15 protein-coding genes are annotated in these 20,505 nt (G+C 71.3%); 3 read left to right on the forward strand and 12 right to left on the reverse strand.

Annotation, left to right across the window (positions count from 1 at the left end; all coding sequences use genetic code 11):
• The first annotated feature begins 26 nt into the window (after nucleotides 1-26).
• Nucleotides 27-1,592, forward strand: a complete 1,566-nt coding sequence (locus ABIE67_RS41305; RefSeq protein ID WP_370266694.1) for a M1 family metallopeptidase — start codon at nucleotides 27-29, stop codon at nucleotides 1,590-1,592.
• 15 nt (nucleotides 1,593-1,607) lie between these two features.
• Here the strand turns inward: ABIE67_RS41305 and ABIE67_RS41310 are convergent, their stop codons facing one another.
• The 3 genes from ABIE67_RS41310 to ABIE67_RS41320 form a co-directional block, all read right to left on the reverse strand.
• Complete coding sequence (locus tag ABIE67_RS41310) at nucleotides 1,608-2,705, reverse strand: mechanosensitive ion channel family protein (protein WP_370266695.1); 1,098 nt, start codon at nucleotides 2,703-2,705, stop codon at nucleotides 1,608-1,610.
• Nucleotides 2,706-3,060: 355 nt separating this feature from the next.
• The gene (locus tag ABIE67_RS41315; protein WP_370266696.1) at nucleotides 3,061-3,825 is read right to left on the reverse strand and encodes a crotonase/enoyl-CoA hydratase family protein; all 765 of its coding nucleotides are present in this window, start codon (nucleotides 3,823-3,825) and stop codon (nucleotides 3,061-3,063) included.
• Between the two features lie 162 nt (nucleotides 3,826-3,987).
• The gene (locus ABIE67_RS41320) at nucleotides 3,988-4,953 is read right to left on the reverse strand and encodes a YbhN family protein (protein WP_370266697.1); all 966 of its coding nucleotides are present in this window, start codon (nucleotides 4,951-4,953) and stop codon (nucleotides 3,988-3,990) included.
• A 126-nt stretch (nucleotides 4,954-5,079) separates the two neighbouring features.
• On the opposite strand from ABIE67_RS41320, the gene ABIE67_RS41325 reads away from it, so the two are divergent.
• A complete protein-coding gene (locus ABIE67_RS41325; RefSeq protein WP_370269453.1) occupies nucleotides 5,080-6,981 on the forward strand; it encodes an ABC transporter ATP-binding protein in 1,902 nt (633 codons plus the stop codon).
• A 67-nt stretch (nucleotides 6,982-7,048) separates the two neighbouring features.
• Here ABIE67_RS41325 and ABIE67_RS41330 read toward each other — a convergent pair whose 3' ends face one another.
• The 3 genes from ABIE67_RS41330 to argB all read right to left on the reverse strand — a co-directional run bounded on the left by ABIE67_RS41330 (nucleotide 7,049) and on the right by argB (nucleotide 11,093).
• Nucleotides 7,049-9,295 (reverse strand): MMPL family transporter, encoded by a 2,247-nt coding sequence (locus tag ABIE67_RS41330; RefSeq protein ID WP_370266698.1) that lies wholly within the window; start codon nucleotides 9,293-9,295, stop codon nucleotides 7,049-7,051.
• Nucleotides 9,296-9,382: 87 nt separating this feature from the next.
• Nucleotides 9,383-9,967, reverse strand: coding sequence for a hypothetical protein (locus ABIE67_RS41335; RefSeq protein ID WP_370266699.1), 585 nt, complete (start codon nucleotides 9,965-9,967; stop codon nucleotides 9,383-9,385).
• 217 nt (nucleotides 9,968-10,184) lie between these two features.
• On the reverse strand, nucleotides 10,185-11,093 hold the full coding sequence (gene argB, locus ABIE67_RS41340; RefSeq protein ID WP_370266700.1) for an acetylglutamate kinase: 909 nt from the start codon (nucleotides 11,091-11,093) through the stop codon (nucleotides 10,185-10,187).
• A 253-nt stretch (nucleotides 11,094-11,346) separates the two neighbouring features.
• Here argB and ABIE67_RS41345 point away from each other — a divergent pair, with 253 nt between their 5' ends.
• Entirely contained in the window at nucleotides 11,347-11,991 is a 645-nt protein-coding gene (locus ABIE67_RS41345) for an FMN-binding negative transcriptional regulator (protein ID WP_370266701.1), read from the forward strand.
• Between the two features lie 137 nt (nucleotides 11,992-12,128).
• Here ABIE67_RS41345 and ABIE67_RS41350 read toward each other — a convergent pair whose 3' ends face one another.
• From ABIE67_RS41350 to ABIE67_RS41375, 6 genes are all read right to left on the reverse strand, one after another.
• Complete coding sequence (locus tag ABIE67_RS41350; RefSeq protein WP_370266702.1) at nucleotides 12,129-12,812, reverse strand: LmbU family transcriptional regulator; 684 nt, start codon at nucleotides 12,810-12,812, stop codon at nucleotides 12,129-12,131.
• Nucleotides 12,813-13,543: 731 nt separating this feature from the next.
• Nucleotides 13,544-14,380, reverse strand: coding sequence for a DUF4097 domain-containing protein (locus ABIE67_RS41355; protein WP_370266703.1), 837 nt, complete (start codon nucleotides 14,378-14,380; stop codon nucleotides 13,544-13,546).
• A gap of 82 nt (nucleotides 14,381-14,462) precedes the next feature.
• A complete protein-coding gene (locus ABIE67_RS41360; RefSeq protein ID WP_370266704.1) occupies nucleotides 14,463-15,005 on the reverse strand; it encodes a hypothetical protein in 543 nt (180 codons plus the stop codon).
• A 235-nt stretch (nucleotides 15,006-15,240) separates the two neighbouring features.
• Nucleotides 15,241-18,345, reverse strand: a complete 3,105-nt coding sequence (locus tag ABIE67_RS41365) for a non-ribosomal peptide synthetase (protein ID WP_370266705.1) — start codon at nucleotides 18,343-18,345, stop codon at nucleotides 15,241-15,243.
• Nucleotides 18,346-18,407: 62 nt separating this feature from the next.
• The gene (locus ABIE67_RS41370; protein ID WP_370269455.1) at nucleotides 18,408-19,232 is read right to left on the reverse strand and encodes a mycofactocin-coupled SDR family oxidoreductase; all 825 of its coding nucleotides are present in this window, start codon (nucleotides 19,230-19,232) and stop codon (nucleotides 18,408-18,410) included.
• A gap of 94 nt (nucleotides 19,233-19,326) precedes the next feature.
• Entirely contained in the window at nucleotides 19,327-19,995 is a 669-nt protein-coding gene (locus ABIE67_RS41375) for a thioesterase II family protein (protein WP_370266706.1), read from the reverse strand.
• Between the last annotated feature and the right edge of the window lie 510 nt (nucleotides 19,996-20,505).

Consider the following 20,505-nt stretch of genomic DNA (forward strand, 5'->3'; position numbering starts at 1 on the left):
TCCGGCCGCCCCAGCGAAAGCGGACCATGAGATATCGCAGCAGAGTGACGGCCCCCGCGGCCGCCCTGATCGGCACGGCGGCGGCCCTCGCCGCCGCCCCCTCCGCCCTGGCGGCACCGACGCGCACGGGGACGCCGGCCACCAGGACCTCCGGCACCCCGGGCCCCGAGACCCTCGGCGACTCCGTCTACCCGGCCCTCGGCAACGACGGCTACCGCGTCTCGGCCTACCACCTCGACTTCTCCTACGACGCCACGACCCGCCTGGTCGACGCCACCGCCACCCTGAAGATCCGCACCACCCAGGCCCTGTCCCGCTTCTCCCTCGACGCCCTCGGCCTCGACATCCGCTCCGTCCGCGTCGGCGGCCGTACGGCGACGTTCGAGCAGGTGGCCGAGAAGCTGCGCATAACGCCCGCGCGGGCCCTGCCCGCCGAGTGCGCGGTCACCGTCTGCGTCGAGTACTCGGCGGACCCGCGCCGTACCCTGCCGCACACCGGCTGGGTCGACACGCTGGACGGGTTCGCGGTGGCCTGCCAGGCGGACTCGGCGCACACCGTCTTCCCCTGCAACGACCACCCGTCCGACAAGGCCGACTTCACCTTCCGGCTCACCGTCCCCAGCGGCCTCCGGGGTGTGGCGAGCGGCCTGCTCGTGCGCACCGAGAACCTGGCCGGCGGCCGGACGGCGTACACCTACCGCTCCCGCGAGCCCATGGCGACGGAGCTGGTGCAGATCACGGTCGGCGACTACGTGGTGAAGGACCGGCAGGGCCCGCACGGGCTCCCGCTGCGGGACGTCGTGCCCGTGGCGCGCGCCGAGGCGCTGGAGCCGGCGCTCGCGCTGACACCGAAGCTGGTGGAGTGGGTGGAGGCACGGCTCGGGCCGTACCCCTTCGAGACGTACGGACTGCTGCCCTGCAACTCCGACGTCCCGGAGCCCTTCGGTTTCACCGGTCTGGAGACCCAGACCCTCACCATCTACCGGCCGAACTATCTGCTCCAGGAGGAGAAGAAGATCGGCTCGCACATGATGCACGAGCTGGTCCACTCCTACTTCGGCAACAGCGTCAGCCCCGCCACCTGGGCCGACCTGTGGATCAACGAGGGCCACGCCGACTTCTACGGGCTGCTCTACCGCTATGAGCGCGGCTGGCCCGACTCCCTGGGCATGACCACCCTGGAAGCCCGCATGAAGAACACCTACGCGCAGGGCGACCAGTGGCGCCACGACTGGGGGCCGGTCGCGGCGCCGAACGCGGTGAACCTGTTCGAGGGCCAGCGCTACCTGGGCGGCGTCCTCGTCCTGTACGCACTGCGCAACCTCGTCGGCGAGGACGCCTTCACCGCCCTGGAGCGCGCCTTCCTCGCCCGGTACCGCAACTCCTCGGCGTCCACGGCGGACTACATCGCCGTCGCCTCGGAGGTCTCGGGTCAGGATCTGTCCGGATTCCTTCGGGACTGGCTGTACGGCACCAAGACGCCGCGGATGCCCGGGCATCCGGACTGGACGGTCACGCCGGTGAAGCCGTCCCTCGCCGCGCCGCACAGCCGTAAGGGCAGCCGCCACCACGAGAACTCGGCCACCCTCTAGGCATGTTCGGGTAGGTCAGTCGAGGCGGACGGGGGCCACCACCTCGTCCGCCTCTCCGGGGACGCGCTGCTGCGGAATGGCCACCGTCCCCTGCTGGATCGCCACCGTGCGCGTCGGCGCCGGGATGCGGATGCCCTCCGCGCGGTACCGCCGGTGCAGGCGCTTGATGAACTCGTGCTTGATCCGGTACTGGTCGCTGAACTCACCGACGCCCAGGATCACGGTGAAGCCGATCCGCGAGTCGCCGAAGGTGTGGAAGCGGATGATCGGCTCGTGGTCCGGTACCGCCCCCTCGACCTCGGCCATCACCTCGCCGATGACGTCGTTCGTCACCCGCTCGACGTGGTCGAGGTCGCTGTCGTAGGCGACGCCGACCTGAACCAGGATCGTCAACTGCTGCTCGGGACGCATGAAGTTGGTCATGTTCGTCTTCGCGAGCTCCCCGTTGGGGATCACGACCAGGTTGTTGGACAGGTTGCGGACCGTGGTCTGGCGCCAGTTGATGTCCTCGACGTAGCCCTCCTCGCCGCTGCTCAGCCGGATGTAGTCGCCGGGCTGGACGGTCTTGGAGGCGAGGATGTGGATGCCCGCGAAGAGGTTGGCGAGGGTGTCCTGAAGGGCGAGCGCGACCGCCAGACCGCCCACGCCCAGGGCGGTGAGCAGGGGCGCTATCGAGATGCCCAGCGTCTGCAGCACCACCAGGAAGCCGATGGCCAGGATCAGGATCCGGGTGATGTTGACGAAGATCGTGGCCGACCCGGCGACGCCGGGCCGGGACTGGGTGACCGTCCGCATCACTCCGGCGATCCCGCGGGCCACCGCCAGCGTCACGACGAAGATGAGCAGCACGGTCAGCGTCTGGTTGACGTTGTGCTGGACCGTCCGGGTCAGCGGCAGCGCCGCACCGGCGGAGGCCGCGCCGCCGAGGAAGGCCGCCCACGGCACCACGGTCCGCAGGGTGTCCACGATGAGGTCGTCGCCGCTCCAGCGGGTGCGGTCGGCGTGCTTGCCCAGCCAGCGCAGCAGCATCCGCAGCAGGAAGGCGGCGAGGAGCCCCGCCGCCAGCGCGATCCCGGCGATCACCAGGTCGTCCACTGTGAGCGCTCGCGTCACCGGTCACCCCCGGGGAGAAAAGCTGCGGCGAACCCCTTCGCCGACGGCCGGATGTGAAGTCTCGTCACGTTGTCACCTGCTCGATTCCGCGATGTGCCGTCGCGCCGGCCACCCCATCCCCCGAGACCGGCGCGAGGGCTCATCCTGCCGTATCGGGTACACGTGTTCGTGCCAGGATCGTCGGCCGGACGGCCGCATCGGTCGCTTTCGGGCATTCTCCCTCGGACTCCGGCCACCGCCGAGGGCGGAACGGCTGCCTGGCGGGGCGCGCTTGACGCTCGGGCGGCGCGCGAGGGTCGCTTCACGCTCTGCGCGCCCCTGGAGGGGGCCATGGGGTACCGAGTGCCGAGCCCGGTCAGACGTCGTGGAACGAGCCGTGCCGCCCGGCGCCGGAGGCGAAGCGGGACGCGCCCTCCAGGCTCTCCGCCAACACGCCCGAGCCATGCCGGAGTTCGCCGCGCATCGCGTCCGCCTCGTCCAGCCCCTCCTGGGCGAGCACCGAGGCCCGGTCGGCGCGCAGACAGGCCTGCGGAAAGCGCGCGATCGTGGCGGCCAGCTCCTCCGCCTCGGCGCGGGCGCGTCCGGTGGGCACCACGCGGTTGGCGAGCCCCATGGCGTAGGCCTCGCTCGCCGGCACCGGCCGCCCCGTCAGGATCATGTCCATCGCGCGGCTCGTGCCGATCAGCCGGGGCAGCCGTACCGTGCCGCCGTCGATCAGCGGCACGCCCCAACGGCGGCAGAACACCCCGAAGACGGCGTCCTCCTCGGCGACCCGCAGATCGCACCAGAGCGCGAGCTCCAGGCCGCCCGCCACGGCGTGCCCGGCGACCGCGGCGATCACCGGCTTCGACAGCCGCAGCCGGGTCGGCCCCATCGGCCCGTCGCCCTCCTCCGTGACCCGGTTGCCCCGCTCCGTGCCCAGCGCCTTGAGGTCGGCGCCCGCGCAGAAGGCGCCGCCCTCGCCCCACAGCACCGCCACCCTCGCGTCCTCATCGGCCTCGAACTCCCGGACAGCGTCGGTGAGTTCGGCGGCGGTGGGGCCGTCGACCGCGTTGCGGACCCCGGGTCGGGAGAGGACGACAGTGCTGACGTGTCCCTGTCGCTCGACGCGGACCGGCATGGCTGGGCCCCTTTCGACGGGTCGGACCCCGCACGTTACTGAGCGGTCACATGACCCACCACCGGAACGGACCGGTCAGCTCGCCTGCCGCCGGAACCGGGCGGTCAGCTCACCGTCCACCGGAACCGGCCGGTCAGACCACCCACCAATGAAACGGACCGGTCAGATCACCTTCCACCGCACCAGCGCACCCAGCGTCAACGCCCCCGGCAGCAGCGGCAGCCACACCGTGATGATCCGGTACGCCAGCACCACCGCCGTCGCCACCGCGACCGGACCGCCCGCCGCCACCAGCGCCACGATCAGTGCCGCCTCGACCGAGCCGAGCCCGCCCGGCGTGGGCACCAGGGCGACGGCGACGGTCGCCGCGAGATACGCCAGCGCCATGTGGGCCGGCGGCACCGGAAGTCCCAGGGCGAGCCCGACCAGGACCAGCCCGGCCGCCTGGAGCACGGGGAAGGCCAGCGAACCGCCCCACAGCGCCAGCGCCCGGGCCGGGCGGGTGTGCACCGAGCGCGCCTCGTCCAGCGCGGTGCGCAGGAAGGAGAGCACGGCGGTGCGCAGCCGACGTACGAGGGCGAAGACGGCGCCCACCACGACCGCCGCCGCGCCGACGGCGAGCAGCAGCGGGCCCCATGCCCCGTCCGGCAGCAGCGGCCCGAGGCGCAGCGCGTGCGGGAAGGCGATCAGCAGCGCGGCCAGCAGGCCGACCCGGGCCACGCTCTCCGCTAGCAGATACAGCGCCAGCGCGGCCGAGGAACGGGCGAGCGGCAGCCCGCACACCGTCATGAAGCGCAGGTTGACCGCGCTCGCGCCCAGCCCGGTGGGCAGCAGATGGTTGGCCGAGCCCGCCGCGAACTGGGTGACGAGCAGCCGTAGTTTCGGCAGCCGGTCGATCACGGCCCCCTGCCGGGTCACCGCCGCGGCGACCCAGGTCAGGCACGTGGCACCGACCGCGGCGAGCAGCCACGGCCACTTGGCGGACGCCATATGGCCGATGCCCTCGGCGAGCACGGACCGGTGCCGCACCGCGACCGCGACGACGAGGACGAGCGGAAGCAGGCACAGTATCTGGCGGACCGGGAGACGCCCGAGAAGGCGCCCCGCGGGGAGTCGAACGGCTGTCACATTCGGAGAGGTTCGCCGCGCCGCGCCAACGCCGGGTTGCGGCAGCGGAGACGGCGGCTTACGGACCGGCTGCGGATGACAGTTGACCTCAACGTTGCTTGAGGTTCTAAGTTCTTTCTCATGAGCATGGAGACCACAGCCTGGACACAGCTGTACAGCGTCATGAACGCCGAGCGGGAGCGGCGCCCGTTCGCCCGCGCCACGCTGCGCCGCATCGGCGCGTTCGCCCGCCCGCACCGCCGCAGGATCGCGCTCTTCGTCGTGCTCGGGGTGATGACCGCGCTGCTCGCCGTCGCGACCCCCGTACTGGCCGGGAATGTCGTCGACGCGATCGTGACGGGCGGCGACGAGGGCACCGTCGTCCGTCTGGGCCTGCTGATCGCCCTGATCGCGGTGGCGGAGGCGGCGCTCGGGATCCTCGCCAGGCGGCTGTCGGCGAGGCTCGGTGAGGGGCTCATCCTCGATCTGCGGACGGCTGTGTTCGATCATGTGCAGCGCATGCCGGTCGCGTTCTTCACACGCACTCGTACGGGAGCGCTCGTCTCCCGTCTCAACAACGACGTGATCGGCGCGCAGCGCGCCTTCAGCAACACCCTGTCCGGAGTGGTCAGCAACCTCGTCACCCTGCTGCTCACCGTGGCCGTCATGCTCACCCTGTCCTGGCAGATCACCCTCCTCGCCCTCGTCCTCCTCCCGGTGTTCGTGATCCCGGCCCGGCGCATGGGGCACCGCATGGCCCACATGCAGCGGGAGGCGGCCACGCTCAACGCGGCGATGGGCACCCGTATGACCGAACGCTTCTCGGCGCCCGGCGCCACGCTGGTCAAGCTCTTCGGACGCCCGGAGGAGGAGTCGCGGGAGTTCGCGAGCCGGGCCGGGCGGGTGGCCGACATCGGCGTACGCACGGCCACCGCCCAGTCGATGTTCATCACCGCTCTCACCCTGGTGTCCGCCCTGGCCCTCGCCCTGGTCTACGGCCTCGGCGGCTGGTTCGCCCTGCGCGGCACGCTGGAGCCCGGCGCCGTCGTCTCGCTGGCGCTGCTCCTGACCCGCATGTACGCGCCGCTCACCGCGCTCGCGGGCGCCCGCGTCGAGGTCATGAGCGCTCTCGTCAGCTTCGAGCGGGTCTTCGAGGTGCTCGACCTCAGGCCGCTGATCGAGGAGAAGCCGGACGCGAAGAAGGTCCCCGACGGCCCGGTGTCGGTGGAGTTCGACAACGTCCGCTTCGGTTACCCGTCCGCCGACAAGGTCTCCCTCGCCTCCCTGGAGGAAGTGGCGTCCCTCGACACCCGCGGTGGCGCCGAGGTGCTGCACGGCATCTCCTTCCGCGCCGAACCCGGGCAGACCGTCGCCCTCGTCGGCTCGTCCGGCGCGGGCAAGTCGACCGTCGCCCAGCTGCTGCCCCGGCTGTACGACGTCGACGAGGGCGCCGTGCGCGTGGGCGGAGCCGACGTCCGTGACCTGAGCGCCGAGTCGCTGCGCGGCACCCTCGGCATGGTCACCCAGGACGGCCACCTCTTCCACGACACCGTCCGCGCCAACCTGCTGCTGGCCCGACCCACCGCCACCGACACCGAACTCTGGGACGCCCTGCGCCGCTCCCGCCTCGACGATCTCGTACGGTCCCTGCCCGACGGCCTCGACACCGTGGTCGGCGAGCGCGGCTACCGGCTCTCCGGCGGCGAACGCCAGCGGATGACCATCGCCCGGCTGCTGCTGGCCCGCCAGCGCGTCGTCATCCTCGACGAGGCCACCGCCCACCTCGACAACACCTCCGAGGCCGCCGTGCAGGAGGCGCTCACCGAGGCCCTGGAGGGCAGGACCGCGATCGTGATCGCCCACCGGCTGTCCACCGTGCGGGCGGCGGACCAGATCCTGGTGGTCGAGGGCGGCCGGATCGTCGAACGCGGCACGCACGACGCGTTGCTGGCGGCCGGGGGCCGCTACGCCGAGCTGTACCGGACGCAGTTCGAGCAGGGGGCCGGCGAGGTGGCCGAGAACATGGGAGCGGAGCAGGAAGCGGCCTAGCGCAGAGGCGGGGCCGGTGAGCTGCTTCACTGCTCACCGGCCCCGCCTCTTTCCACCGCGGTGGGACTCAGTCCGTGAGGTGCGGCTGGGGGAGCGGCCGCTGGTTCGGCAGGTGCCGGTCGGCGGGTCGGCCTTCCGTGAGCTTCTTGCCCTCGATGTCCATGTTCGGCAGCAGCCGGTCGAGCCAGCCGGGCATCCACCACGCCTTGTCGCCCAGCAGGGCGAACAGCGCCGGCACCAGGGCCATCCGTACGACGAAGGCGTCGAAGAGCACCGCGATGGCCAGGCCGAAGCCGATCATCTGGATGAAGTCGTTGTCCTCCACGATGAACCCGGAGAAGACGCTCGTCATGATCAGGGCGGCCGCACCGACCACCCGGCCGCCGTACCGGAACCCGGTCACGACCGCCTCGCGGGTGGGCGCCCCGTGGGAGTGGGCCTCGTGCATCCGGGTCACCAGGAACACCTCGTAGTCCATGGCGAGTCCGAAGACGACACCGATCATGAAGATGGGCATGGTGCTCATCACCGGCCCCGGCTGGTCGACGTTGAACACATCGGCCAGCCAGCCCCACTGGAAGACCGCCACGACCGCACCGAGGGCGGCCGCCACCGACAGCAGGAAGCCCAGCGCCGCCTTGAGGGGCACGAGGACCGACCGGAACGCCAGCATCAGCAGGAGGAACGCCAGCCCGACCACCACGGCCAGATAGGGGAGCAGCGCCTGGTCGAGGGTCTGCGAGAAGTCGATGAACATCGCCGTCTGTCCGGCCACGAGCACCACGGAGCCGGTCCTGCCCTCGATACCGTCGGCCGTGGTGCGCAACTCCCTGACCAGGCCCTCGGTCTTCGTGTCGCTCGGACCGGTGTTCGGAACGACGTTCAGGACGGCCGTGTCTCCCGCCTCGTTGAGGGAGGGCGGGCTCACGGAGACCACGCCCCGCTGCTCCTCCAGCTCGGTGCGGACGGTGGCCGCGGCGGACTTGACGTCCTGGCCCTCGACGACGACCGTCAGTGGCCCGTTGAACCCGGGCCCGAAGGACTCCGAGAGCATGTCGTACGCCTTGCGCTGGGTGGTGTGCGGCGCCATCGTGCCCTCCGAGGGCAGGCCCAGCCGCAGACCGGCGGCCGGTACGGCGACCGCGCCGAGGCCGACCACGCCGACGAGCAGGACGGCGACCGGGTGGCGCAGCACGAACCCGGCCCAACGGGTGCCGAGGTTCGGCTTCTGCCGGGCGGTCCGCTTGGCGGCCTTGCGCTGTTGGCGGGCCGAGAGCGGCTTGCCGTACTGCGCGGCGCGGTCCCGTCGGCGCAGCACCTTGACGGGCGCGAAGCCGAGCAGTGCCGGTACGAGCGTGACCGCGACGACGACCGCCACGGCGACGGTGCCCGCGCCGGCGAGGCCCATCTTGGTGAGCATGGGGACGTTGACGACGGCGAGGCCTGCGAGGGCGACGACGACCGTGAGGCCGGCGAACACCACCGCCGACCCCGCTGTGCCGACGGCCCGTCCCGCCGCCTCTCCGCGCTCGTGGCCCTCGGCGACCTCGGACCGGTAGCGGGAGATGATGAACAGCGCGTAGTCGATGCCGACCGCCAGGCCCAGCATGAGGGCCAGCGTCGAGGTCGTGGACGAGAGCCCGAGGGTGCTGCCCAGCGCGACGACGCCGCAGATGCCGACGGCGACCCCGATGAACGCGGTCAGCAGCGGCATGCCCGCGGCCAGCAGGGAACCGAACGTGATGAGCAGGACGATCGCGGAGACGAGGACGCCGATGGCCTCGCCGGAGCCCATGGAACCCTCCGGCGGCAGGGCGTCACCGCCCATCTCGACGACGAGGTCGGACGCCCGGCCGTCCCGTGCCGCGTCCAGCAGCGCGTCATGGGCCTCGGGGCTCACCCGGGTGGCCCCCACCTCGTAGGTGACCGATCCGTAGGCGGTGGTGCCGTCCTTGCTGATGGCCTGACCTGCGTACGGGTCGACAACTCGCTCGACCTGCGGTGACTTGGCCAGATCGGCGAAGAGGGACTCGACCCGCTGCTTCTGGGCCGGGTCGGTGATCTTCCCGCCGCCGGGCGCCCGGACCACGATGCGGGCCTCGGCGCCGTCGGCACTGAACGCCGGGAACCTCTTCTCCAGCAGGTCGTACGCCTTCTGCGTCTCCGTACCCGGCATCGTGAACGTGTCGGCCGGCAGCGGAGGGGCGGAGGCCGCGGCGGCGCCCGCGCCGACGAGGACGAGCAGCCACAACAGCACTGTGATGCCTCGTCGCCGGAAGGCGAGGCGTCCGAGTTTGTAGAGAAAGGTCGCCATGGGGGTCGTGCTCCTAACGAACGAGCGGATGGGCGGAGGGGAACCGGTGACCCGGGGGAGCGGTGGCGCCCGTGTGGTCGACGGCCGTCACGAGGGCAGCTCGGTCGGGCCCGAGCGGTCGTCCTCGCTCGGGAGGGGGCAGCCGTTGAAGGTCTGGAAGACGTCGTCGAGCGCGGTGGTGTGCGCGGTGAGCGACTCGGCTTCGAGCGAGGCGGCGTCCAGCCGTGCGAGAACGGCCCGCAGGGTCGGCAGACCGCCGTCGCTGGGGATGTACAGGGCGCGCGCCGCCGGGTCGGAGGTCGCGGTGGGGAAGAGGGCGGCGGCGGCCTTGACGCTGCGGGCGTCCGGGAACTGAAGACGGATGTGGCCGCCGGGAGCCGGGCTCTCCCGGTGCTCGACGTCGTCCGCGCGGTGTGCGGGGGGCTGCCCGGCCGGCGTCGTCACTTCGAACTCGGGATCCAGTCCGTGCAGACGCACGGCGACCGAGGCGGGTGCCAGAGCGTGGCTGACCTGGTCCATGGCCTCGGACAGCACGTTGAGCAGGGTGAGCCGGATGGCCGACTCCATCGTCGTGGTCAGCCGGTCGGCCAGGGCGAGGCTCTTCTCCCCGCCTGTTTCGGCGGCGGCCATCAGCTCGTGCCGGAGGCGGTCGACGTACGGCGTGAGATCCATGACGCCAGTATGGCGCATGCGTGGCGCCATGTGCGATCCCGGCAAAGGGCTACGGCGACGGAGTTGGCCGAAACGCACGCTGGTTCAGGTGGGTGTCGAGGGCTGCGTGGCAACCTCGTTGTAGACAGTGAGAGTCGGATGGCGAAGGTGAATCGGCATGGCGCCATGGTGGGGCGGTGTGGCGCAGGGCGAGGACGGGACTGTCCGAAAGGAGCAGTCAGGGCCAGGGCGGGCCCTGGTGCTCGTCGCGCACGACCATCGTGCCGATTCCTTCGTCCGTGAAGATCTCCAGCAGGATCGAGTGCTGGACCCGGCCGTCGATCACCCGCGCGGTCTGGACTCCGTTGCGCACGGCGTGCAGACAGCCCTCCATCTTCGGCACCATGCCGGAGGACAACTCCGGCAGCAGCTTCTCCAGCTGGGCGGCGGTGAGGCGGCTGATCACCTCGTCGCTGTGGGGCCAGTCCTCGTAGAGGCCCTCGACGTCCGTGAGGACCATGAGGGTCTCGGCGCCCAGAGCAGCAGCGAGTGCCGCAGCCGCCGTATCAGCATTGACGTTGTAGACATGTCCGTCGTCCTGGGAACGGGCGATCGACGAGACGACCGGGATCCGGCCGTCGGCCAGGAGTGCCTCGATCGCGCCGGTGTCGATCGCGGTGATCTCACCGACCCGGCCGATGTCGACCAGCTCGCCGTCGATCTCGGGCTGGTGCTTGGTGGCGGTGATGGTGTGCGCGTCCTCGCCGGTCAGCCCGACGGCGAGCGGCCCGTGCTCGTTGAGCAGGTTGACCAGCTCGCGCTGGACCTGTCCGGCCAGCACCATCCGTACGACGTCCATGGCGTCCTCGGTGGTGACGCGCAGGCCGGCCTTGAACTCGCTGACGATGCCGTGCTTGTCCAGGGCGGCGCTGATCTGCGGGCCGCCGCCGTGCACGACGACCGGCTTGAGACCGGCGTGGTGCAGGAAGACGACGTCCTGGGCGAACGCGGCCTTCAGATCGTCGTCGATCATGGCGTTGCCGCCGAACTTGATGACGACCGTCTTGCCGTTGTGCCGGACCAGCCACGGCAGCGCCTCGATGAGGATCCGCGCCTTGGGTAACGCTCGCGCCGCCGTGATGGGCACGTGGGTCTCCTTCGGTGAAATGGGCCGACCGATTCGGCAGCTGTTCCCTGTTCCTGCCGGAATTCCCGCATGTATTCTCGGTGCGGCATCCGGCGACGTTGTGTCAATTCCTCGCGGCCGTGCGTAGGTTACCCGCATTTCAAGGGCGCGCCACCCAGGAACCGAGTTTGTCGGCCGGGCACCGTTCAGGTGTCCTGTCGACAGGACAGTGATGCGTCGGGATGTACCGGATCAGCGAAAGGGAGAATCTCGGATGTTCGTGCCCAGTCAGTATCGATCGCCGGACAGTTCGTGGATGGTCGAATTGATCCGCAAGAATCCACTGGCGCTGATGGCGAGCAACGGCGGTACTGCCGCGACTCCGTTCGCCACACATCTGCCAGTAATCCCGGACCCGGAAATGGACGGTGAATGGACGGCCGATCTGTCCGGATCCCGGTTGTGGGGACACATGAACCGGGAGAATCCGCACTGGGCCGCCCTGGAGACGGGAAGCTCCGTTCTGCTGACGTTCACCGGACCCCACGCCTATGTCTCGCCGACGGTTTACGAGAAGACGCCGGCCGCGCCGACCTGGAACTTCACCGCGGTGCATGTGCGTGGTGTGGTGGAGAAGATCTCCTCCCTCGACGACACGCTCGGCGTGGTGCAGGCCACCGCCCGGGCCTTCGAAGCCGAGTTCGGTGCCGACTGGGACATGACCGCGTCGCTGGAGTACTTCCGGCGGATCGTGCCCGGTGTGGGTGCCTTCCGGGTCTCGGTGGTCGAGGCGGACGGCATGTTCAAGCTGAGCCAGGAGCAGAAACCCGAAGTGCGTGACCGGGTACGGGAGGCGTTCAGCGGCTGCGCCTCGCTGCGCCACCGTGAGACGGCGGAGCTGATGCGCCGCCTGCCGTGACGCGACCGGCAGGCCGGGACCCGCACACGGGGTGGTCGAGTGCGGGTCCCGGCAGTCGCGTCGCCCGGACCCTCGGGGCCCTGCGGGCAGGGTGTCGCGTGGCGGCTCCGGGGGCTGCTCCGGGGCCGACGGGGCGATCAGGCGCTGATGCCGGCCTGCTCTTCCGGCTCCTTGAGGGCGCGTTCGGCCGCGTTGTCGAGCGTCGCGAGCACCCACTGCTCGAACTCGATGCCCGACTGCTCGGCCGCCTTGTGCCACCACCGCATCCGATTGCCGGGTACCGCGAGCCGGCGCGTGGGCTCGGCCGGTTCCCCGGCGGCCGAGCCACTCTCGCAGGTCATGCGGATCGCACCGCGCAGCTGCTTGGTCGTCCACTTCATCTGTTCGGCGCGGTCCAGCCAACGCTCCTGGTCCTCGGTCGGTAAAGAGGCGAGTTCCGCGTGGTGCTGGAAGCTCAGCGCGGGGCGCCTGCGGTGCATCTCGAAACGCCGGGACACCCAGGCGTAGTTCCGCAGGGTCTGGTATTGCAGTCCCGCCGCCCGGATGCCGCGCTGATAGCGGTCGCCGTAATGGTCCTTGCCGTATACGAGCCAGTCGCCCAGCCACCATGAGGACGAGTTGAGAATTCCGGAAAGCTGGCGTCCGGCGCGTTCCCAGTCGTCGAAGGTCAGGCCGCCGGGTATCTGCAGGCCCACCTTGGTCGTCAGTACCTGGCTGCGTGCCTCGTCGATGGCGGCTCTTCGATGTCGTGGCGCCGCGTCCGGTTTCTTGCGGAACAGCACGACCTTCGAGCCGTCGAGGTCGCTGGCCTGATTGGTCATCATGTCTCCATGTGAACGTACATCGAGCGGATGAGGACGTCACAAGCCGCTCCTGAACAGGCGGAACACCACGGCTCTCGGAAGAGTCATGTCCACGGGCGGCGTCGTGACCGGTCACGTCAGGTGAGAGCTGTGCTCCGGTCTTCTGGCCGGCTGGTGCCGGTCGGCAGGACGGGGCTACTGCGGCCCCTGGCCGAATCGGCTCGCCGCTGACGGCAGCGGGAATTCCCGCGCCACGAGATGTCCGCCGGTGCAGCGCTGAGCGCCCCCGGCCGGCGCTGGAAGAGATACGTTCAACAACTGCGCGCCCCGTTCGCCTCGACCACAAGTCCCCCTAGTCATGGCACAGTCACCGCCGAAGCAGCGGATCGATCCGCGCTCCTTCGAACGGCCATTCCTAGTAGAACCCGAGATCGCTTCTCTGTTCAAGTGATGGCGCCATTTGGTGCCATTTTTTGAAGATCAAATGGCGCCGCGCCTATGGCTGTATGGGCCACGTCTTCGGAATGCTTTATTCCGACACGTTTTAGAGGGTGAATTAGCTGCTCACCGGCCCCACGCAAAGGAGACTCGTGTCAACGGGGTTGTGGACGCATACGGTCGACCACTGCCGGAATCGGTGCGTCCCCGCTCGGGAAAAGGCCTTGTGGCGCGGCGGCGCGAAGGGAATTCCACCTTCAGGCGCCATGGTGCCGCCACCTCGTCACCCCGGGTATTCCGGGGGGCGTGGCTCAGGCGCGCCGCACGGAGATGTCGCCGACCGAGGTACCGGCGTGCACCTCGACCGTCTCCTGGGCCTGTCCCGGGCCGTCGGACGCCGTCAGGAAGTTGTGCACGGTGCCGGACTTGGTCCTGACGTCCAGCCGTGCCGCCGTACCGGCGCCGATGCCGATGTCGAGGGCGCCGCGCGAGGTGGCGAGTACGACCGTGCCGCGCACCACCTCGCCGACCCGGATGTCGCCCCGGGCGGTCTTGGCCTCCAGCGTGGTGTGGGCCTTGTCCACGGTGATGGCGCCGTTGGCCCGCACCTGGAGCTTTCCGGCCGCCTCGCCGATCCAGTTCTCCCCGTTGGCGTTCTTGACCACCGCGGAGCCGGTGAGCATGCCGAGCCGTACCGAGCCGGCCCCGGTCGTGACCTCGGCCGAGCCGTCCACCCGGTCGGCCGTGACGTCCCCGACCGACGTGGTGGCGACGAGCGGGCCCGTGTCACCGAGGTGGATGTCACCGGTGGAGGTCCTGACCCGGCACGGCCCCACCCGGCCGCTGGAGCGGAAACTCCCGGTCTGCGCCGAGCCCGAGACCTCCGAACCCGAGGGCAGGTCGATCATGATGTCGACGGACCCCGGCCTGCCGACCAGCGCGAGCGGCTTAGGCCCCCGGACGGTCAGCCGGCCCCCCGCGTACTCGACCCGGGTGCTCTCGGCGGCCTTCGCGTCCGCCTCGTTGTCCGGGTCCCCGGGGCGCACCTCGACCACCGTGTCGGAGCGGTCGTCGGCACTGAGCCGGACATCCCCGACGGCGATGTCGACGCTCACCGAGATGGGTTGAGGCGTCTCGAACAAAGGCACTGCTGCCCCTCCTGACGAACTGGCTGAGCGTCTCGCGGGCCGTGAGGGCGCAGGGCGCCACAACGGCCCACGTAGGGCGGGGCTAGGTGACCCAACCCGTGTAGTGGTCCCCGCCGCCCCGCGGCACGTGCCGTTCGGAACCCCGGGTGCGCTCGTCGTACTCGAGCATCGCGGACACCGCCCGCACCAGCCAGGCGTTCACCGACAGCCCGTCCCGGCCGGCGGCCTCCTCGATACGGGCCTTGAGATGCTCCGGGGGACGGAAGTTAATGCGGGACGTCGCCCGGTCGTCGCCGTTGACCGTGACGCGCGTCGTGGGCGCCGACGGGGGCAGCGGGAGCTGACGGGGATGCTCGAAGTCGGACTCCGGAGCCTGGTCCACGGGCGGCGGTGTGACGACGAAGTGCGGTTCGAGTCCTCTGAGCCGGATCTCGACCGCGCCGGGAGCCAGTTCGCGGGTGATCTCGTCCGTGGCGGCCGACAGCGCGTCGAGCAGCACCAGGCGGACGGCGGACGAGAGCGGGGTCACGAGACGCTCGGCGGCCTCACGTGCCTTGGCGTCTCCCGCGTCGGCCGCGACCAGCAGTTCCTGGCGCAGTGCCTCGACATAGCGCATCAGTTCCACGGCGCCATCCTCACACTGCCGTGGCGCCATGTGCAAGTGACGCCACCCCCGTCGCAGCCCGCGCGACGTGGAGCGCGCGGGGCGCGTCAGGGGTGGCGCCATGGGGTGCCCGGCGGCGCTGAGGGCGGGCCGGACGACGGGTCGGGCGGGCCGGGCGCCGGGTCGGGCGCCGGGTCGGGCGGGGCCGTGGTCGACCGGATGGGGTGGCGGTCGGCCGGGCGGGGGAGCGGTCTTCTCACGCCTCCGTCGCGGTCGTGGAGGCGGGGTCGCCGGCTTCGTGGAGCCGCTCGACGAACCCGATGAAGGCGCGGGCGGTCGAGTTGGCGTAGAAGTCACGGAGCGGGACCTTGGGCAGGCCCTGCTCGCGCAGCGCGGTCAGCACGCGGACGACGAGCAGTGAATTGCCGCCCAGCTCGAAGAAGTTGTCGTCCTCCGTGACCTCGGCGCCCAGGCACCCGCTCCAGGCCTCCAGGATCTGCTCGGCGACGGAGCCGGAGCGGGAGCCGGATGCCCTGGGCGTGGCGGGGGCGGGATCCTGCGCCGGGGACCGGCCGGAGGAGCCGCCGTCCTTGTGGCGCTGTGCGCCGGAGCGCGGGCCCTGGACGGTCGTCGGCGACGGAAGCCGGGCGAGGTCCGGCTTTCCGTTGGGAGTCAGCGGGATCGCCGGGATCTCCGTGAGGGTGGCCGGGACCATGTAGTCGGGGAGGATGCGGCGGGTGTGGTCCAGGACGCCGTCGAGGCCGGTGGGGCGGTCGAGCACGACGTACGCGTCGATACGGGTGCTCGCCGGATCGCCCGGCGAGGCCTCGCGCGTGATGACGACGGCCGCGCTCACCGCGGGGTCGCCCGCCAGCACCGAGCGGATCTCGTCGAGCTCGATGCGGTGGCCGCGGATCTTGACCTGGTTGTCGAGCCGGCCCAGATGGTCGAGGCGGCCGTCGGGACGTAGCCGCCCCTTGTCCCCGCTGCGGTAGAGGCGTTCGCCCGTCAGCGCGTCCTCGATGAACCGGTGCGCCGTCAGTTCCGGCTGTCCCAGATAGCCGTCCGCCACGCCCGCGCCGCCCACGTGGATCTCACCCGCCGCACCGGGCGGCAGCACCCGGCCGCGGGCGTCCCGCACGGACACGGACCAGCCGGGCAGGGCGCGTCCCACCGACCGGGACCCGGCCACGAGTTCGGCCGGGGTGACCGGCTGCGCGGTCACATGGACGGTGGTCTCCGTGATGCCGAACATGTTCACGGCACGGCACAGCGTGGGGGAGTGCCGTGCGAACCAGGGCGCCAGCACCCCCACATCGAGCGGCTCGCCGCCGAAGACCAGCAGCCGTACCGCCAGTTCGCCCTTGGCGTCCCGGTCGGCGCGCACCAGCTGGGTGAAGGCGGAGGGAGTCTGGTTGAGCACGGTGACGCGCTGCTCCGCCAGCAGCCGGCGGAACTCGTCGGTGTCCCGCGCCGTCCAGTACGGGACGACCACGAGCCGCCCGCCGGTGAGCAGACAACCCCAGATCTCCCACACCGAGAAGTCGAAGGCACTGGAGTGGAACAGCGTCCACACGTCGTCGGGGCCCAGCGCGAAGTCCGTCGCGGTGGCCGCGAGCAGGGACAGCACGTTCCGGTGCGGGACGACCACGCCCTTGGGCCGGCCCGTCGAACCCGAGGTGAAGATCACGTACGCGGCGTCGGCGGCGGTGCCGCGCGGCGCGGGCTCCTCCTCTTCCGTACCCTGCGTGCCGGAGCCGGCCGAGACCAGCGCGTCCAGCTCCGCGACCCGGACGCCCTCGACGGCGGGAAAGCCCTCGGGATCCCCGATGACCAGCGGGAGACGGGCGCTCTCGGTGATGTACCGCAACCGGTCCGGCGGATACCGGAAGTCCATCGGGACGTAGGCACAGCCCGCCTTGAGAACGCCCAGCAGCGCGACGACGAGGGAGGTGTCGCGGTCCAGGCAGACACCGATCCTGCTGCCGGGGGCCGCACCGAGGGCACGCAGTCCGGCCGCCACTCCGTCGGCGCGCTCGTCGAGCTGCCGGTACGTCAGTTCGCCCTCGTCGCCGACGAGGGCGACGGCGTCGGGTCGGCGCCGGGCCATCTCCTCGAACCGTTCGTCGATCCGTTCGTCGGTCCCTTCATCGGTCCGCTCGTCGGTCCGTTCGTCGGTCCGCTCGCCCGCCCCGAGGCCGGCCCCCGCACCGCCCAGCCGCAGTACCTCGGCCGTCTCCTCGGCCGTCAGGACCGGGAGTTCCGCCAGGGCCGACGCGGCGCCCGCCGCTCCGGCGAGCTGTGCGGTCAGCCGTGCCACGGAGGCGCAGAACATCTCGGCGACGCGGGGAGAGAGAGCGCCCTCGTCGAACCAGTACGACGCGTCCAGTGTGCCGTCGGGCCGCTCCACGGCGTGCAGGGTGAGCGGGAAGACGGGTGCCAGGCAGGGCACGTAGGTGCGGTCGTCGCCCGCGCTGGACATCAGGACGCCGACGGGCGGCAGGTGCGGCCCGGCCGGGACGGGGCAGGCGGCGTCGGTCCGGGCGAGCAGGTCCGCGGGGGCGCCGTCCTCGTCGATGTCGACGGTCAGCAGGCTGGCGCCCTCGGGACCGGCGTCCGCGTCGACGTACCCGATGCCGGCCGTCCGCTCGCCGGAGTACCGGGCGAGGGTGAGGGCGAGGGCGGCCGGCAGCAGTTTGCGGGCGCGTGTGGCGAGCCGGGGCAGGTGGAGCGGGCGGGCGCTGACGACCCCGCCGAGGCCCGTGTCGCCGAGTCCCCAGTCGGGGGCGTCCCAGGGGGCGTCCCAGAGGGCGGACGTGGGGTCCGGGTGTGGCGCGTCGTGTTCCGACGGACGGGGATCGTCCCCGGCGGATGGCGGCTCGTCGGCGGTGACCGAGCCCGCGAGCACCAGGTCGGCGACCTGCTCCAGCACGTTCCGCGGAACGCGGTGCCGGAGGGCGACCAGGACGAGGTCCGCCGTTCCGTCGACGTACCGCAGCAGCACCGCGCGCAGCGGGCCGTGGCCCTCGGGCACCGGACGGAGCAGTTCCCGGTTCCTGCGGTCCCGGGAGGCCGGGGCGCCGGGCGCCGTGGGCAGCGAGGTCTCCCACAGGCGCGGTCGCCCGAGGGCCGGCCACCGCTGGGCGGCGGCGTCCAGCCGACGGCGGACGTCCGGGGCACGGAGCGGGTCCGGCAGCCGGGCGGCCAGGGCGTGACAGGCCCGCCCCTGTGGGTGCGGGCGGCGTCGGAAGGACGGCGCCGGCTCCTCCCGGAACGCCACCGGCGCGCCGCCGCCGTCTTGGTGATCGTCCTGGTCGGCGGTGTGCGGTGACATCCCGGGCCTCCCGGTTCGTGTCTGCATGGTCCGGTCTCCTGCCGGTGTCGACGCGGTCTGGTGCCCTTGCTCCCGTCCGGCGGTGAAGGTCATCGGCTGGTGAAACCCCCGTCGACCGTGAGCACCGTGCCGGTCACCCGGCGGGAGTCGTCGCCGGCCAGCCACACCGCGGCACCCGCGATGTCGGAGGACTCGACGAGGGCGTTCATCGGCTGGTCGCGCACGAAGATCTCCTCGTGCTCCTCGGCCGGCAGCCCGAGCGAGCGGGCGATCTCCACCAGCATCCGGCCCTCGACCAGCGGGTTGTCGCGGACCGAACCGGGGCACAGGGCGTTGACCCGGATCCGGTGCGGCGCGTAGTCCAGTGCCGCGGCCTTGGTCAGGCCGATGAGACCGTGCTTGGCGGCGACGTATCCGCTGAAGTGCCGGTAGCCGACGAGCCCCGCGGTCGAGGAGACGTTGACGATGCTCCCGGACCGGTTCTCGAGCATGGACGGTACGACGGCCCTGATCATCCGCCAGGCCCCGGACAGGTCGGTGTCCAGCATCAACGACCAGTCGGAGTCGGTGAGTTCGTGCAGCGGGCGGCCCGACGGGCCCGCGATGCCCGCGTTGTTGACGAGCACGTCGAGGGTGTGGAACCGGGCGAGAGCCTTGCCGACGGCCTCCTCGACCTGCGCCGTGTCGCGCACGTCCACGGCCGCGGTGACGACGGCGCTGCCCTGCGCCTCGCACAGCGCCGCCGTATGGTCCAACTGGCTGCGGCTGCCCAGCGGATAGCCGACGCCGTCCACATCGGCGGCGATGTCCAGGAGCACCAGGTCGGCACCCTCGCGGGCGAACCGCACGGCGCACTCCCGGCCCAGCCCGCGTGCCGCTCCCGTGATCACGGCCGTCTTGTCCTGCAACAGCATGCTCATCGTTCCCCGTTCCCTCTCGCCGTCCCGTCCCGTTCCGTCCCGTCGTCCTGTCCCGCTCCGCCCCGTCGTCCGTCCCGTCCCGCCCCGTTCAGTCGTCGGCGACGGCGCGCAGCAGCGTCTCGGGCGCGTCCGCCAGGTACATGTGGCCGCCCGGCAGTTCGAGGTGGCGGAAGGCTCCCCGGGTGACCTCCCGCCACTGCCGCGCGTGCTCACGGCTGACCAGCGTGTCCTCCGTGCCGCGCAGCGAGGTGACCGGTATGTCCAGCGGCTCGTCCGAGGAGGGCTTGTAGTTCTCGTGCATCGACACGTCCGCGCGCAGCAGGGGCAGCAGCAGTTCCCTCAGGTCCGGGTCGTCGAAGGCCTCGTGCCGGTAGCCCGCGAACTCCTGGACGCGCTCCAGGAACTCGTCGTCGTCGAGCCCGGTGGCCCGCGCGTCCCGACCGTGCCAGGGGCCGGGTGAGCCGCTGACATAGAGGTGCGCCGGGGCCGGGTGACCGAGCCGGTCGAGCTCCCGCGCGATCTCGTAGCTCAGTACGGCGCCGAGACTGTGGCCGAAGAGACCGAAGCGCGGCATCTCCGCGGTGAGTTCGGCGACCTGCGGGGCCAGGTGGGCGGCGGCTTCGAGGGCGTCGGAGAAGGGCTCGTCGAGGAAGAGTTCCTCACGCCCGGGAAGTTGCACCGGCAGTACGTCGATGCCGTACGTCGGTATGTCCTTCCAGGCGCGGTAGAACCCCGCTCCGCTCCCGGCAAAAGGCAAGCAAACCAGCGGGAAAGGCTTTGACGGCATGGTTTCCTCGTTCTTTCTCGCGCTGTTGGCGGTGGAGTACGGAAGTCGGAAGACGGAACGCTCTCCGAGATCCGAGATCTCCGGGTACTCCGGGTACTCCGAGTACTCCGAGTACTCCGGTTCTCCGGGTGATCCGGGTTCTCCGGCTGTCCTGTCGACGGGACAGGCGCGTTCCCCGGAAACGCGCCCGCCGCCGGTGGCGGGTGGGGCGCCGCGCACGGGCATGACCCGGCCGGCCCACCGTAAAGGCCTCCGCGATGTCCTGTCGACGGGACAGCGGGCGGTGCGGACGATGCTGCCGGGGCGCCCGTAATTGCTTGACCCCGGCGGCCCGCAGGCGTGAAGGTGTGGAGCGTTCCGGAGGCGGAAGATGTGGTCGGCCGTGATGTGGCCGGGAATTCCCGCCGGATTCACCGCAGTTCCCGAGGCGACGGCTCGGGCGGAAGTTCCCGCCCGAATAAGTGACCCCCTTTCATGCCC

The organism is Streptomyces sp. V4I8 (assembly GCF_041261225.1).
GTDB lineage: Bacteria > Actinomycetota > Actinomycetes > Streptomycetales > Streptomycetaceae > Streptomyces.

Coding starts and splice junctions, on each gene's coding strand:
- ABIE67_RS41305 (WP_370266694.1), top strand. CDS start 27: ATGAGATATCGCAGCAGAGTGACGGCCCCCGCGGCCGCCCTGATCGGC.
- ABIE67_RS41315 (WP_370266696.1), bottom strand. CDS start 3,825: ATGCCGGTCCGCGTCGAGCGACAGGGACACGTCAGCACTGTCGTCCTC.
- ABIE67_RS41325 (WP_370269453.1), top strand. CDS start 5,080: ATGGAGACCACAGCCTGGACACAGCTGTACAGCGTCATGAACGCCGAG.
- ABIE67_RS41330 (WP_370266698.1), bottom strand. CDS start 9,295: ATGGCGACCTTTCTCTACAAACTCGGACGCCTCGCCTTCCGGCGACGA.
- ABIE67_RS41335 (WP_370266699.1), bottom strand. CDS start 9,967: ATGGATCTCACGCCGTACGTCGACCGCCTCCGGCACGAGCTGATGGCC.
- ABIE67_RS41345 (WP_370266701.1), top strand. CDS start 11,347: ATGTTCGTGCCCAGTCAGTATCGATCGCCGGACAGTTCGTGGATGGTC.
- ABIE67_RS41350 (WP_370266702.1), bottom strand. CDS start 12,812: ATGACCAATCAGGCCAGCGACCTCGACGGCTCGAAGGTCGTGCTGTTC.
- ABIE67_RS41365 (WP_370266705.1), bottom strand. CDS start 18,345: ATGCAGACACGAACCGGGAGGCCCGGGATGTCACCGCACACCGCCGAC.
- ABIE67_RS41370 (WP_370269455.1), bottom strand. CDS start 19,232: ATGCTGTTGCAGGACAAGACGGCCGTGATCACGGGAGCGGCACGCGGG.